Origin of the sequence: Zhongshania guokunii, from assembly GCF_040892635.1 — a bacterium.
Taxonomy (GTDB): domain Bacteria; phylum Pseudomonadota; class Gammaproteobacteria; order Pseudomonadales; family Spongiibacteraceae; genus Spongiibacter; species Spongiibacter guokunii.
In genome coordinates this window covers 1-12,936 of the sequence record NZ_JBFRYA010000006.1, presented here as the reverse complement: position 1 = coordinate 12,936, position 12,936 = coordinate 1, and the positions used below count along the sequence as shown (strand labels likewise).

The 12,936-nt window shown below is 51.8% G+C and carries 15 protein-coding genes; 12 read left to right on the top strand and 3 right to left on the bottom strand.

The features are described from left to right. Nucleotides 1-10: 10 nt before the first annotated feature. The gene (gene radA, locus AB4876_RS08100; RefSeq protein WP_368381140.1) at nt 11-1,378 is read right to left on the bottom strand and encodes a DNA repair protein RadA; all 1,368 of its coding nucleotides are present in this window, start codon (nt 1,376-1,378) and stop codon (nt 11-13) included. Nucleotides 1,379-1,510: 132 nt separating this feature from the next. Here radA and AB4876_RS08095 point away from each other — a divergent pair, with 132 nt between their 5' ends. From AB4876_RS08095 to tatC, 10 genes are all read left to right on the top strand, one after another. Then, nucleotides 1,511-2,761 (top strand): DnaT-like ssDNA-binding domain-containing protein, encoded by a 1,251-nt coding sequence (locus AB4876_RS08095; RefSeq protein WP_368381139.1) that lies wholly within the window; start codon nt 1,511-1,513, stop codon nt 2,759-2,761. After that, entirely contained in the window at nt 2,670-3,338 is a 669-nt protein-coding gene (locus AB4876_RS08090; protein ID WP_368381138.1) for a replication protein P, read from the top strand. Before AB4876_RS08095 ends, AB4876_RS08090 begins: the two co-directional genes overlap by 92 nt. Nucleotides 3,339-3,454: 116 nt before the next feature. Beyond that, on the top strand, nt 3,455-4,204 hold the full coding sequence (ubiE, locus tag AB4876_RS08085) for a bifunctional demethylmenaquinone methyltransferase/2-methoxy-6-polyprenyl-1,4-benzoquinol methylase UbiE (protein WP_368381137.1): 750 nt from the start codon (nt 3,455-3,457) through the stop codon (nt 4,202-4,204). Beyond that, nucleotides 4,201-4,839 (top strand): ubiquinone biosynthesis accessory factor UbiJ, encoded by a 639-nt coding sequence (locus tag AB4876_RS08080; RefSeq protein ID WP_368381136.1) that lies wholly within the window; start codon nt 4,201-4,203, stop codon nt 4,837-4,839. Before ubiE ends, AB4876_RS08080 begins: the two co-directional genes overlap by 4 nt. An 11-nt stretch (nt 4,840-4,850) precedes the next feature. Beyond that, complete coding sequence (gene ubiB / locus AB4876_RS08075) at nt 4,851-6,488, top strand: ubiquinone biosynthesis regulatory protein kinase UbiB (protein ID WP_368381135.1); 1,638 nt, start codon at nt 4,851-4,853, stop codon at nt 6,486-6,488. A gap of 70 nt (nt 6,489-6,558) precedes the next feature. Then, on the top strand, nt 6,559-6,972 hold the full coding sequence (gene hisI, locus AB4876_RS08070; RefSeq protein WP_368381134.1) for a phosphoribosyl-AMP cyclohydrolase: 414 nt from the start codon (nt 6,559-6,561) through the stop codon (nt 6,970-6,972). Between the two features lies 1 nt (nt 6,973). Then, entirely contained in the window at nt 6,974-7,303 is a 330-nt protein-coding gene (locus AB4876_RS08065; protein ID WP_301028082.1) for a phosphoribosyl-ATP diphosphatase, read from the top strand. Nucleotides 7,304-7,339: 36 nt separating this feature from the next. Further along, nucleotides 7,340-7,570: a Sec-independent protein translocase subunit TatA gene (tatA, locus tag AB4876_RS08060; RefSeq protein ID WP_368381133.1), complete on the top strand. Its 231-nt coding sequence runs from the start codon at nt 7,340-7,342 to the stop codon at nt 7,568-7,570. After that, a complete protein-coding gene (tatB, locus tag AB4876_RS08055; RefSeq protein WP_368381132.1) occupies nt 7,571-7,966 on the top strand; it encodes a Sec-independent protein translocase protein TatB in 396 nt (131 codons plus the stop codon). It begins immediately after the preceding gene. Continuing rightward, nucleotides 7,963-8,712 (top strand): twin-arginine translocase subunit TatC, encoded by a 750-nt coding sequence (gene tatC, locus AB4876_RS08050; protein WP_368381131.1) that lies wholly within the window; start codon nt 7,963-7,965, stop codon nt 8,710-8,712. The genes tatB and tatC overlap by 4 nt, the downstream gene beginning before the upstream one ends. Nucleotides 8,713-8,723: 11 nt before the next feature. Here the strand turns inward: tatC and gdhA are convergent, their stop codons facing one another. Next, the gene (gene gdhA, locus AB4876_RS08045; RefSeq protein WP_368381130.1) at nt 8,724-10,079 is read right to left on the bottom strand and encodes an NADP-specific glutamate dehydrogenase; all 1,356 of its coding nucleotides are present in this window, start codon (nt 10,077-10,079) and stop codon (nt 8,724-8,726) included. A 347-nt stretch (nt 10,080-10,426) separates the two neighbouring features. Here gdhA and AB4876_RS08040 point away from each other — a divergent pair, with 347 nt between their 5' ends. Further along, nucleotides 10,427-10,828: a GreA/GreB family elongation factor gene (locus AB4876_RS08040; protein ID WP_368381129.1), complete on the top strand. Its 402-nt coding sequence runs from the start codon at nt 10,427-10,429 to the stop codon at nt 10,826-10,828. Nucleotides 10,829-10,897: 69 nt separating this feature from the next. Here the strand turns inward: AB4876_RS08040 and AB4876_RS08035 are convergent, their stop codons facing one another. After that, nucleotides 10,898-11,917 carry an alpha/beta fold hydrolase gene (locus tag AB4876_RS08035; protein ID WP_368381128.1) on the bottom strand — a complete coding sequence of 340 codons (1,020 nt, stop codon included), beginning with the start codon at nt 11,915-11,917 and terminating at the stop codon, nt 10,898-10,900. 298 nt (nt 11,918-12,215) lie between these two features. On the opposite strand from AB4876_RS08035, the gene AB4876_RS08030 reads away from it, so the two are divergent. Beyond that, the gene (locus AB4876_RS08030) at nt 12,216-12,833 is read left to right on the top strand and encodes an alkaline phosphatase family protein (protein WP_368381127.1); all 618 of its coding nucleotides are present in this window, start codon (nt 12,216-12,218) and stop codon (nt 12,831-12,833) included. Nucleotides 12,834-12,936 lie beyond the last annotated feature (103 nt).

Below are 12,936 nucleotides of genomic sequence, written 5' to 3'. Positions count from 1 at the left end.
CGCTGGCGGCCTAAATCGCCTCCAGCGCTTCGGCGAGGGTTTTCACCCCCACCACTTCCATCCCCGCCAGATTCCCCCGTGGCGCATTACCATGAGGCACTATTGCGCGGCGAAAACCGTGCTTGCGGGCCTCTTGCAGACGCTCTTGACCACTGGGCACTGGGCGAATTTCCCCAGATAAACCGACCTCACCAAACACCACCAAGTCTTCCGGCAATGGCCGATCCCGAAAGCTCGACACAATGGCAAACAACAGCGCCAAATCCGAGCCAGTCTCCAAAACCTTGACGCCGCCCACCACATTCACGAACACATCTTGATCGCCAACCTGCAGGCCACCGTGACGATGCAGCACCGCCAGCAACATCGCCAAACGATTTTGTTCCAAGCCCACTGCTACTCGGCGCGGATTGCCAAAACCGGAGCTGTCAACCAAGGCCTGAATCTCCACCAACAAGGGTCGCGTACCCTCCCAAACCACCATCACCGTGCTACCCGAAGACACTACGTCACCGCGATTAAGGAAGATTGCCGAGGGATTTTTAACCTCTTTCAAACCCAGCTCCGTCATCGCAAACACGCCCAGCTCATTCACCGCGCCAAAGCGGTTTTTACTACCTCGCAAGGTCCGATAACGGCTATCACTGCTGCCTTCAAGCATGATGGAACAATCGATTATATGCTCCAGCACTTTCGGACCAGCCAAGCCTCCATCCTTAGTAACGTGGCCAACCATAAGCAACACCGTGCCGCTCTGTTTGGCAAAGCGGGTTAGGGCCGCCGCGCACTCCCGCACTTGGGACACGCTACCCGGCGCCGAACTGACCTGTTCGCTGTGCAAAACCTGAATAGAATCAACCACCAATATTGCCGGCTTATTCGCCACCGCCTGAGCCAAAATTAGCTCCAAGCTCGTTTCCGAACACAGCTTTAAAGTATCTGCACTTAAATTCAGGCGCTGAGCGCGCATCGCAATTTGAGGCAGCGACTCCTCTCCAGTCACATACAAGCATTCGCACTGAGCCGCCAAACGGCACAACACCTGCAACAGCAAGGTACTTTTACCGGCGCCGGGGTGGCCGCCAATCAATACCGCGGAGCCCGCTACCAAACCGCCGCCCAGCACTCGATCAAATTCATCAAAACCCGTGGAGCGTCGCGGCAGCGCCTCAATACTTACATTGGCCAGCATTTGCACTTCGCCGCCAACCTCGCCAGCGTAACCTTGGCGCACCGGCGCAGCTTTAGCGCTATTTGCCGGCCCTAGCCGCAGCTCCGACAGGGTGTTCCATGCACCACAATCTTGGCACTGGCCCTGCCACTTATTGTGATCTGAGCCACAGTCAACACACACATATGCGGTTTTTTGTTTTGCCATAATATTGAAGCAATCGCTCCCTCTCACTGATAAAAATGGACGATACAAGCCTAAAACCTAGGGGGTAAAGACAGGGCTGACAGCGGCCCATGCAAGGTCGTACAATGGCCCGCTATCCATAGAGTAAATTGAATGTCGGCTGCATTTGTAGAACGTCAACTATTGGTATCCCCGTCCCTCGCCGCAACCCTCGGCTTAGAGGCAGCCTTGCTATACCAATTACTAGCCGACTGGTTGCCCCTGCTCGACAGTCGCGAAAGCCAAGGTGTTGCTTGGTATATCATCGACAAGCAGCGCCTCAACAAACAGCTGCCCTTTTGGGACATGGACAAAATTGAAGAAGTGCTGCGCACCCTCAGCGACCAAGGTGTCATTATTATTGGCGCCGCCTTAATGAGCAATGCCCAAAATATTCGGCTCGCCTTGGCGCAGTCCAAATTAGCCCAGCCCAACTCGGCGCAGTCGAAATCTGCCCCGCCGCGAGCCAACAACACCCAAGCGCCCACTGCTCGTGTGCCACAGCAACCTCAACAACCATTACCGGCCCAGCAGCCCGACCGCAGCGGCCAGCTGGTGGCCAACAGTACGCGCATCAATCGCCACACCAATACTGCCAGCCCGCGTCACCCCGTGCCCGGCAATAGTATCATTGCCGCCGACTGGCTGCCGGACCAAGCCGGCATAGACTATCTCACGCGCTTCAACCAAGTCGATCCCGCTTTTATTAACGCGGTACTACCTGAGTTTATTGCCCACTATCGCGAAACCGGCGAAACCCGCAGCTCGTGGAGCAGCGCCTTTAGCCAGTATGTAAGCCGGCGCTGGAAAAAGCAGCAGTACCAAAAAATCGAAGAGTCGCGCAATCTGCCCATTAACGACAGCTGGAAACCCAGTCTCGACGCCGTCGAAATTTTAGAGCGCGACGGCATCAGTCACAATTTTATAGAAGACGCGATTCCCGAGTTCACCCTATTCTGGCGAGAGCGCGGCACCGCCGACAGCAACTGGAATTCGCGCTTTATACAGCATATTCGCTTGCAGTGGGCGCGCTACACCAATACCGTCAGCAATGAAAACGAAATAGCCCCAATTCGCGGCGACTGGCAACCCAACGACGCGGTGTTCGATATCTTGCGCATGGCCCGCATCGACCCCGAATTTGCCAGAGCACAAATTGCCGAATTCATTTTATTTTGGCAAGACAGCGGTCAGGCGCACCGCTCGTGGAACACAAAATTTCTCCAACATGTAAAATACCGTTGGGCAAACAATCATCAACTGGGACAGAGCGATGCAAGACAGCAACAAGCTTCTGGAGCAAGCAAATCGGCAACTGGCTTCATCGCCAAACACACCGACCGCAGCTGGGCCGACGAACTCTGAGCCACTGCCCGATCGAGACGCGGTAATTGACGCACTCAATCAAATGTTTGCCGAGTTTGAACTGGTTTACCACAACCAGTACAACAAGGCCTTTTCCAATGCCGAAAAGCTCTCTTACGCCAAAAAAATCTGGTTTAGCAATCTGCGCCACATCAGCCCTGAGCGTATTATTGCCGCAACCCACCGCGCCATTCGCGAGTCTGAATTTTTGCCCACCGTAAAAGGCATTTTAAAATACTGCGAGCCCGACCTACGCGAACTCGGCCTGCCCGACAGTCATAGCGCCTATCTCGAAGCCTGCCGCGCGCCGCAACCCAAGGCGGAGTACTCTTGGTCGCACCCTGCGGTTTACCACGCTGGCCGCGCCTGCGACTGGTTTTTTTTGGCAGGCAATACCGAACACGCGGCTTACCCTGTTTTTAAGCGCCACTACGAAGACATTTGCCAGCGCGTGATTAATGGCGAAACCCTGAGCTTGCCAGCGCAAATCGCCCTACCAGAAACCATTAGCAAGCCCCTCAGCCCCGACGAGCAGCGTCAGCGCATGCAACAGCTTCGCGATGAACTGGATATCTGAGCTGCGCGTATAAAATCCCACAAAATCCTATCGTGCAGGGCGCCCACGCAAACGCTACAATAGCGGCCTAACTACGCGGGCCGCCCCGCCAAGACCATACCAAGCAGGCAGAATTTATGGCAGACGACAAAACCACCCACTTCGGCTACAAAACCGTCGACAGCAAAGACAAGGTCAAAATGGTCGCAGGTGTCTTTCACTCGGTTGCAGCCAAATACGACATTATGAATGACCTGATGTCTGGCGGGGTTCATCGTTTGTGGAAGCGCTTCACCATTGAATTATCTGGAGTGCGGCCCGGCAATAAAGTCCTCGATATTGCTGGCGGCACCGGCGACCTCGCCGCAAAATTCAGCCGCTTAGTCGGCAGCGATGGCAAAGTGGTACTGGCCGACATCAACGATTCCATGCTCACCGTTGGCCGCGAAAAACTCACCAACAAAGGTATTGTTGGCAATATCGAATACGTTCAGGCCAATGCCGAGTGCCTGCCCTTTCCCGACAATTATTTCGACTGTATCACCATCGCCTTTGGCCTTCGTAATGTCACCGATAAAGACGCTGCGCTGCGCTCCATGAACCGCGTACTCAAACCCGGCGGCCGACTGCTGGTATTAGAGTTCTCCAAGCCAGTTAACCCCGTGGTGGCCAAACTCTACGACCGCTACTCCTTCGACATTCTGCCCAAAATGGGTCAGCTGGTCGCCAGCGACGAAGACAGCTACCGCTACTTGGCCGAGAGTATTCGCATGCACCCCGACCAAGAAACCCTCAAGGGCATGCTGAGCGACGCCGGCTTTGTGGATGTGCGCTACCACAATATGACCGCTGGAGTGGTTGCCGTGCACCGAGGTGTCAAACCGTGATTCCGCCGGTACTGCAAGGTGCCGCGATTTCCGGCCTCGAAAACCTAATTAACAAGGCTCTGCACCTCGACCCCGGCGCCCGCGCCAAACTGCGCGGGCTAGACGGCCAGCGCTTTGCGCTGGAGTTAAAAGACCCCGATTTAAATTTAGGCATTGGCGTGAGCGGCAGTCGCCTGCGCCTGCTGGGCAAGCTCAACGACGGCATTAGCACTCGACTCAGCGGCACCTGGCGCGAATTTGCCAGCGTGGCCACTGCTACCGATCCCGCTGCGGCACTGATTAATGGCAATATTCAAATCAGCGGCGATACCGCGCCGCTACTCGCGCTACGCAAAATTCTCGCCGAACTCGACATCGACTGGGAACAGCCCCTAGCCGACTCCTTTGGTGATGTTGCCGCCCATCAGATTGGCACAGGTCTGCGCGCCGGCCACCACTGGCTGAACAGTACCCGTAAAAATTTACACCGCCAACTCGAAGAATTTTTATTAGAAGAAAGCCAGCTGGTTCCCCACCCCTGCCAGGCAGCTGAGCTTTACCAAGATATTGACGAACTCAAAACCCGCAGCGAACGCCTCGAAGCCAAAATGCGCCGCCTACAGCAGCGCCTAACGCCCCAAACCAATAAAAACTAAGGAAACACGCTATGGGGCTGCGCCGCCTGCTCACTATTTGCTGGATTATTTGTCACTACCGCCTCGACACGCTAATTCCCGCTGAGCGCCTACCACTGCGCGCCCGCTTGCTGCTGCGCTGCGGACCTTGGCGACTCTTCCCCAAGGGTCAACACAGCCGCGGCGAACGCCTGCGTCTTGCACTAGAGCAACTCGGGCCAATATTTATTAAATTTGGTCAAATTCTCTCTACCCGCCGCGACCTGCTCGCCGACGACGTCGCCATGGAGCTGGCCAAGCTTCAAGATCAAGTGCCACCGTTCCCCAGCGACCAAGCCGTGGCGGTTATTGAGACGGCACTGGGCAAGCCGATAGATGAGCTTTTCATTGCCTTCGACCGCCAGCCACTCGCCTCGGCCTCTATCGCCCAAGTGCACACCGCCACCCTCGACAACAATATCGACGTGGTTGTCAAAGTAGTGCGCCCAGGTATTGAACACACCATTAACGCCGACTTAAAACTACTGCAAACCATTGCGGTGTTGATTGCCCGCTATATTCCCGACGGCCGCCGCTTGCGCCCAGCCGAAGTCGTTGATGACTACCGCCACACCATACTCGACGAGCTCGACCTGCAGCGCGAAGGCGCCAACACCTCCCAGCTGCGCCGCAACTTTAAAGATTCCGACATTCTGTATGTGCCGGAGGTCTACTGGGATTACACCCGTCGCAACGTCTTAGTGATGGAACGGATTCACGGTATTCCCGTCACCGATTTAGCCACCCTGCGCGAACAGGGCACCGACATGAAAAAGCTCGCCGAGCGCGGTGTAGAGATTTTCTTTACCCAAGTGTTTCGCGACAGTTTTTTCCACGCCGACATGCACCCCGGCAATATTTTTATTGCCCACAACCGCCCCAATTCGCCGCAGTACATCGCCATCGACTGCGCCATTATTGGCAGCCTCAGCGATTTCGATCAGTATTATTTGGCGCGCAATTTACTGGCGATATTCCAACGCAATTACCGCGAAGTGGCCGAGCTGCACGTGGAGTGTGGCTGGGTGCCGCCAGAAACCCGCGTGCATGAGTTTGAAGCCGCAATTCGCACGGTGAGCGAACCAATTTTTGAAAAGCCACTGTCAGAGATATCCTTCGGTTTATTGCTCTTGCAACTTTTCCAAACCGCCCGCCGCTTTGACATGGAAGTACAGCCCTCACTGGTGCTGCTGCAAAAAACCCTGCTCAACATTGAAGGCTTGGGTCGCCAGCTCTATCCCCAGCTCGACTTGTGGTCTACCGCCATGCCATTTTTAGAGCGTTGGGTGCGCGACCGCTACTCACCGCAAAGCGTGCTTAAAAAGGTCAGTCATCGCCTGCCGGGCTGGCTGGAGCAACTGCCCAACTTACCCGAGGCCCTACTTGAGCGCAGCAGTACCGCTAAGCAGCCCGCCAACGGTAATGGCAATAGCCCCCCGCCGCACAGTGAGCTCAGCGCCCAACTACGCCAGCAATCAGCTCGCGCCCGCAATCAACGCATTGCGATTATGGCTGCGCTAGCCGCCGCGCTGCTCGCCGACCCAGGCATTAGACTCGGCCTGCAAAGCCTGCCCAATATCAGTATTGGCCTTTTTAGTATCGCTTTATATTTCTTTATCCGCAGCCGCTGAGGTAAAGTATGGCCCTTGTAAATACGGGCGCAGATATAAGCATGTCGCAGTTATGCCCAACGGAACGCACATGAGCAGTAAACCCCAAGACAGCACTTGGCTAGATCAAGTAAAGTGGAATAGCGACGGCCTTGTTGCCGCCATTGCCCAAGACGCCGCCAGTGGCCGCGTATTGATGATGGCGTGGATGAATCAAGAGTCACTGCTACTGAGTATTGCCAGTGGCGACGCGGTGTACTGGTCGCGCTCGCGCAGTAAGCTGTGGCGCAAGGGCGAAAGCTCCGGCCATGTTCAAAAAATTCACAGTATGTCACTAGACTGCGACGGCGACGCCCTCTTGCTGCAAGTTGAACAAATTGGCGGCATTGCCTGCCATACTGGCCGCCAGAGCTGCTTTTATCGCCAACTGCAGGAGCGCGATTGGCAGAGCACCGAAGCAGTCTTAAAAGACCCAGCAACAATGTATAAAAGCGTGGACCAATAGTATGGCAGAATCCATTTTAGCCCAGCTCGACGTGGTACTCGCGGCCCGCAAAGACGCCAGCCCCGACAGCTCCTATGTGGCCAGCCTCCATCACAAAGGGCTGAACAAAATATTAGAAAAAGTTGGCGAAGAGGCGATAGAAACCGTGCTCGCCGCTAAAGACGCTGAAATCAGCGGCGATAATAGCAAACTCATTTATGAAACCGCCGACCTGTGGTTTCACAGCTTGGTGATGCTCTCCCAACTCGGCGAAAATCACCAACCGGTACTAGACGAACTGGCGCGACGCTTTGGCCTATCTGGCCTTGATGAAAAAGCAGCGCGTAAATAATAACTTTTATTCAAACTTAGAAAAAAGGACAAACTCATGGGCTTAGGCGGCATCAGTATTTGGCAACTTTTAATCATTCTCGCCATTGTGGTCTTACTTTTTGGCACCAAAAAGCTTAAAGGCATGGGCACCGACCTTGGCGGCGCGCTCAAAGGCTTTAAAGACAGCATGAAAGGCGAGGAAGATGAGGAGGCCAAAAATCTCGAAGGCAAAACGCCACAAGACAGCAACACAAAAACCGAGAGCAAAGAAGAGACCAAACTGTAAATGTTCGATATCGGCTTTGCAGAACTCTTGGTTATTGGCGTACTCGGTCTGCTGGTAATTGGCCCCGAGCGTCTGCCGGGTACAGTGCGCACGGTTGCCCTGTGGATAGGCCGTTTGCGACGCAGTTTTAGCGATATTCGCAGTGAAATCGAGCGTGAGGTCGGCGCCGACGAAATTCGTCGTCAACTTCACAACGAATCAATTATAGCGTCGTTAAAAGAAAGCAAAGACCAAATTAATAAAGAAATAGACAAAGCCGGCAAAGAGCTCAGCAATATTGAAAACAGTATCGCTCCCAAATCCAGCTCAAGCCCAGATACGACAGCAGAACCCGAGCCCGCCGTGAGCGCAGACGACAAACCCAGCAAACCCTCACCACAAGACCCTAAATCATGACGGATGCCGATCAGGATCAAGGCCAGCCACTGGTTGCCCACCTAACGGAATTACGTGACCGCCTGCTGCGTATTGTGCTCGCAATACTCGTCTGCACGGTGGGCCTCATGCCCTTTGCCAATACTATTTACTCTTTTGTTGCTGAGCCGTTACGTCGCTATTTGCCGGAAGGCACCAGCATGATCGCCACCGAAATTGCCTCGACGTTTTTAACCCCATTTAAACTGGTATTAGTCTCGGCATTTTGCATGGCCATGCCCGTGATACTTCACCAAATATGGCAATTTGTGGCGCCTGGCATGTACCGTCACGAAAAACGCATTGCCGCTCCGCTGCTCGCCTCGAGCGTTATCTTGTTTTACGCCGGCTTAGCATTTGCCTATTACGTGGTCTTTCCGCTGGTCTTTGGCTTTTTTAGCGGCATCACTCCCGAAGGCGTCAATTACACTCCCGATATCGCCCGCTTTCTCGACACTGCCCTAAAGCTATTTTTGGCCTTTGGCATCGCCTTTGAAATTCCCATTGCGACAGTGCTTCTGATTGCCTCCGGCGTAACCACCGCCAATGATTTAGCCCAAAAACGCCCCTATGTGATCATTGGCTGCTTTGTTTTTGGCATGTTGCTCACCCCACCCGACGTGATCTCCCAAGCCCTACTGGCGGTACCGATGTGGTTTCTTTTTGAAGTGGGAATTGTGTTTGGCCGGCTAGTCAAAAAGAAGCAAGCTGAACAAGCACCAGATTAACCATCGGTTATTTACACCACCCCAAAGGCCAGCATTGCATCGGCCACCTTTTTAAAGCCGGCGATATTGGCGCCGCGTGAATAATCCACGTGGCCGTCGTCTTGCAGGCCATAGCGCAAACAGCGGCTATGGATATCTTGCATCACTTCCCGCAACAAGCTATGCAACTGCTCTTCTTTCCAATACAGCCGCTGGCTGTTCTGGCTCATCTCCAAACCCGACACCGCAACACCGCCAGCATTAGCCGCTTTAGCTGGGCCAAATAAAATTTTGGCGTCGCGAAACAAATGCACGGCATCATTGTGGGTGGGCATATTTGCGCCCTCTGCCACCAAGCTAACGCCATTGGCGATAAGCGTACGAGCATCATCCAGGCTAATTTCATTCTGAGTCGCGCAGGGCAGCGCAATATCACATGGAATTGCCCACGGACGCTTTTCGGCGTAATACGCTGTACCGGCAAACGTCGTAGGATAGCTGGCCAAATCACCATCGCCCAGAAACTTACAGGCTTTAAGCCATTTGATCTTATCGCTATCAATACCTACTGGGTCGTGAAGAAAACCACCAGAGTCTGATACCGTTAACACCTGTGCACCCAACGCAATCGCCTTTTCTGCGGCGTGCAGGGCAACATTACCGGCGCCCGATATAACTACTCGCTTTCCCTCAAGGTGCTCATTCCGGTACTTGAGCATTTCCTCAACAAAATAAAGCAAACCATAACCTGTCGCCTCGGTGCGGACTAAGCTGCCACCCCAATCAACTCCCTTACCGGTTAAAACCCCCACATAACGATTGCTAATACGCTTGTATTGGCCAAACATATAACCAATTTCCCTAGCACCCACGCCAATATCACCAGCCGGCACATCGGTGTCTTCTCCTATATGCCGATAAAGCTCGGTCATAAACGATTGGCAAAAGCGCATAATTTCACGCTCACTTTTACCTTTCGGATTAAAGTCACTACCACCTTTGGCACCGCCCATCGGCAAACCGGTTAAACTATTTTTAAAGGTCTGCTCAAAGGCAAGAAATTTGAGAATGCTTTGATTTACACTGCGATGAAAACGCAAACCACCTTTATAGGGTCCTATCGCATTACTATTCTGAACACGATAACCACGCTGAACCCTTATATTGCCGCCATCATCCTCCCAGCACACCCGAAACGAGATCACCCTGTCAGGCTCCGCTAAGCGCCGCAAAATTTGCGCAGAGTGATAAATTTCTTTGTCGCGGATAAACACAAAAATATCTTGTACAACTTCAAACACGGCTTGATGGAATTCCAGTTCACCGGGGTTGCGACGTACAACACCGGCCATAAATTCGTCCAAGCTCACCGGAAAATTAGTCGTCATTCTTCACCCTTCCTCACCAATTAGGATCATTCCTCAAACCTTATGCCAATATCCAGTAATAGCAAGCAGCCAAAAAAACACTGGTAGGGTCAAATGAGAAAGCCTTGCTTAAGTCTACAAACATAGTAATCTCTCCCTATGAACAAACGACCTTATTCCACACAACAACTCTCCTTCGGCCTACGGGAACTCTACCCCGTTAGCGCCTTCCTCACTATTGGCGGTTAAGCGCAGTACTGTCTTAACCGCCCGAAAATAATCCATCAAATAAACATATCGCTCTGAGCGCTTCAAATGCTCGGACTGAAAACCTACGCGCACTGTTTTTAAATTGGTGAGGGCTTGTTATGCCTATTGAAAATGAATTGATTATTTCCGAATCAGATTACGAAAAATTAGCGCGACTGATTAAAATCAGTCGATCTGACGCGACTGCTGCCCTCGATAAAGAGCTGCTAAAAGCCGACGTTTATCCTGACGACCTAATGCCTAGCAACATCGTTTCACTTTATAGTAAATCGCATTTCAAAGACCTTATAACGGGCGGTCGCCGCACAGTAACTATCGTTATGCCATGGGAGTCCAGCGTTACCGAAATGCGGATATCTATTCTGTCACCTATCGGAATTGCACTTATCGGTGAGCAAGTAGGCGCAATAATAGAATGGCCCTTACTGCATAATCGCTCAACAAAACTGGAGATCATTGAGGTGTCGCGGGCAACAAAAAGGACTTTTTCTAAAGCGTAGGCGAACAATGAGAAACTGCGGCGGCGCGGCGTCTACCGGGCCACCGCAATAAATCCCACAATAAGTAGCTTACTGGGCCGAACTAGCGAGGGCGCTCGACAGTGCCATTTTAAATCGCTCAAAGTTTTCAATCTGCGGCAAATGCCCCAAACCAGGCAGTTCAAATAGCGTAGCATCAGATATTATCTTAGCGGCCGCGGCCCCTAGACGATCGTAGCGACCCAACTCATAGTCGGTACCTGAATGCTGCCAATTGCGCCCCGGACCAGTTCGATCACGAGTGCCAATAATCAAGCTGACAGGAACTGATAAATTTTTGAACTCGGTAATAACAGGCTGAGTGAAAATCATATCGTAGGTCTTCGCGTTCACCCAGGCAATTAAGTCATTATCTGGGCCGTTAAGCTGACCAACCATAAACTGCGTAAGCTCCTCGTATCGCTCACTCCATTTACCATCATAGTAATTTTTTTGCTGATAGGCATTTATGCTTTCGGTCGTTTTTGCTAACTCATTTTTATAGAAAAAGTCGGTATCTTTGTACTCCACGTATTGCAGGTAATTTTCCAGGCCTATTGGGTTAATCAGAACGAGCTGCCGAGTAACATCTGGATACATCAAAGCAAAGCGGCTAGCCAACATCCCTCCCATGGAATGCCCAATCACAATCGATTCTTCAATTTCCAGAGATGCCAGTAATGAGCGTGTATGCAGCGCCATTACGGCAAAGGAATACTGAAAATTAGCCGGCTTAGAGGATTTTCCAAAACCTATCTGGTCGGGAATCAGGACTCCATAGCCTTTGCTCTGCAAAAAGAGCGCTGTATCGGTCCAATAGTCGGCATTAAAGTTTTTACCGTGCATCAAAGTCACAACAGGCTTATCAGCATCACCTTTGAGATAGATATAGGCCATTTTCAACGACTGCCGCTGAGCTTGAATGGCAAGATAATTCACATCAAAATCATACGCATAGGTGCTAAGCTCGGCGTCATACACAAGCTTGGTAGCATTTTTGGTATTTTGTGCGAGAACTGGTTGAAGCAGAAACGCAAGCAATACAAAAACCATCACCTTAAGTTTGAACATAGCAGCTCTCAATAAACAAATGATACGCAAGTAGGGGAAAATTATTCATTTACGACGTTCAACCGTCCCACTTAGCCTCCCAGAATGCAAGTTGCAATCGCAGCAGCTACAGTCATTGCCCGTTGATTCTGCTAATGGGTGAAAATGATTACCCATCAAAAATATAAACAGCTATGATCCCTTAAGCTTCACATCCTAATTTTTTTGTCACATATCCTTCATATTAACAAGCTAATCTCGGCGCAATGAATTTGAGTTATCGACCGATGTTATTCGGCCATGATATTGATAGGAGAATATGTCTAACAAAGTAATACTGATAGTACTTGATGGCCTTGCCTACAACACTGCCGAACAGTGTATGGGGTTTCTTCAAGGTTTAAATGCGCAGGGCGCAACCACCCTTTACAAGCTACAGTGCGAGCTGCCCTCTAAGTCTCGCCCGCTATACGAAACAATCCTAACGGGAGTTACCCCTGTGCTCAGTGGTATTGTGCACAACGATGTAAACCGCAACTCCAATCAACAAAGCGTTTTTAGCTTAGCTCGCAAGGCTGAGCTCACCACCGCGGCAGCCGCATTTCATTGGTTTAGCGAGCTATACAACCGCAGCCCCTACAATGCAGCGCGAGATCGCCATACCGAGGACCTTGAACAATTAATTCAGCACGGTTGCTTCTATCATGGCGATCACTATCCCGACAGCTATGTATACCTCGATGCAGAATCACTGCGTCGCCGCCACAACCCCGACTTTATGTTGATACACCCGATGAATATCGACAATGCGGGGCATCACGAGGGAGTGGATAGCTCTCATTACCGCAATACCGTGCGCAATTCCGACGGAGAACTATCTAAATACCTTCCCACTTGGATTGATGAGGGCTATCAAGTACGGCGTTTTTCAAGGTAGTTGTCGCCTCAGATTGATTTATGCCGCCTTGTTTTTCTCGTCCACGACCGCTGGCTTTTCCGGGTTAAGATAAACGTCTTTTATCGGTTCCCAGTTTCTAATA

Bases quoted from the DNA above. Each gene is read 5' to 3' on its own strand.
- radA (WP_368381140.1), bottom strand. From the start codon at position 1,378: ATGGCAAAACAAAAAACCGCATATGTGTGTGTTGACTGTGGCTCAGAT.
- AB4876_RS08095 (WP_368381139.1), top strand. From the start codon at position 1,511: ATGTCGGCTGCATTTGTAGAACGTCAACTATTGGTATCCCCGTCCCTC.
- AB4876_RS08090 (WP_368381138.1), top strand. From the start codon at position 2,670: ATGCAAGACAGCAACAAGCTTCTGGAGCAAGCAAATCGGCAACTGGCT.
- ubiE (WP_368381137.1), top strand. From the start codon at position 3,455: ATGGCAGACGACAAAACCACCCACTTCGGCTACAAAACCGTCGACAGC.
- ubiB (WP_368381135.1), top strand. From the start codon at position 4,851: ATGGGGCTGCGCCGCCTGCTCACTATTTGCTGGATTATTTGTCACTAC.
- hisI (WP_368381134.1), top strand. From the start codon at position 6,559: ATGAGCAGTAAACCCCAAGACAGCACTTGGCTAGATCAAGTAAAGTGG.
- AB4876_RS08065 (WP_301028082.1), top strand. From the start codon at position 6,974: ATGGCAGAATCCATTTTAGCCCAGCTCGACGTGGTACTCGCGGCCCGC.
- tatA (WP_368381133.1), top strand. From the start codon at position 7,340: ATGGGCTTAGGCGGCATCAGTATTTGGCAACTTTTAATCATTCTCGCC.
- tatB (WP_368381132.1), top strand. From the start codon at position 7,571: ATGTTCGATATCGGCTTTGCAGAACTCTTGGTTATTGGCGTACTCGGT.
- tatC (WP_368381131.1), top strand. From the start codon at position 7,963: ATGACGGATGCCGATCAGGATCAAGGCCAGCCACTGGTTGCCCACCTA.
- gdhA (WP_368381130.1), bottom strand. From the start codon at position 10,079: ATGACGACTAATTTTCCGGTGAGCTTGGACGAATTTATGGCCGGTGTT.
- AB4876_RS08040 (WP_368381129.1), top strand. From the start codon at position 10,427: ATGCCTATTGAAAATGAATTGATTATTTCCGAATCAGATTACGAAAAA.
- AB4876_RS08035 (WP_368381128.1), bottom strand. From the start codon at position 11,917: ATGTTCAAACTTAAGGTGATGGTTTTTGTATTGCTTGCGTTTCTGCTT.
- AB4876_RS08030 (WP_368381127.1), top strand. From the start codon at position 12,216: ATGTCTAACAAAGTAATACTGATAGTACTTGATGGCCTTGCCTACAAC.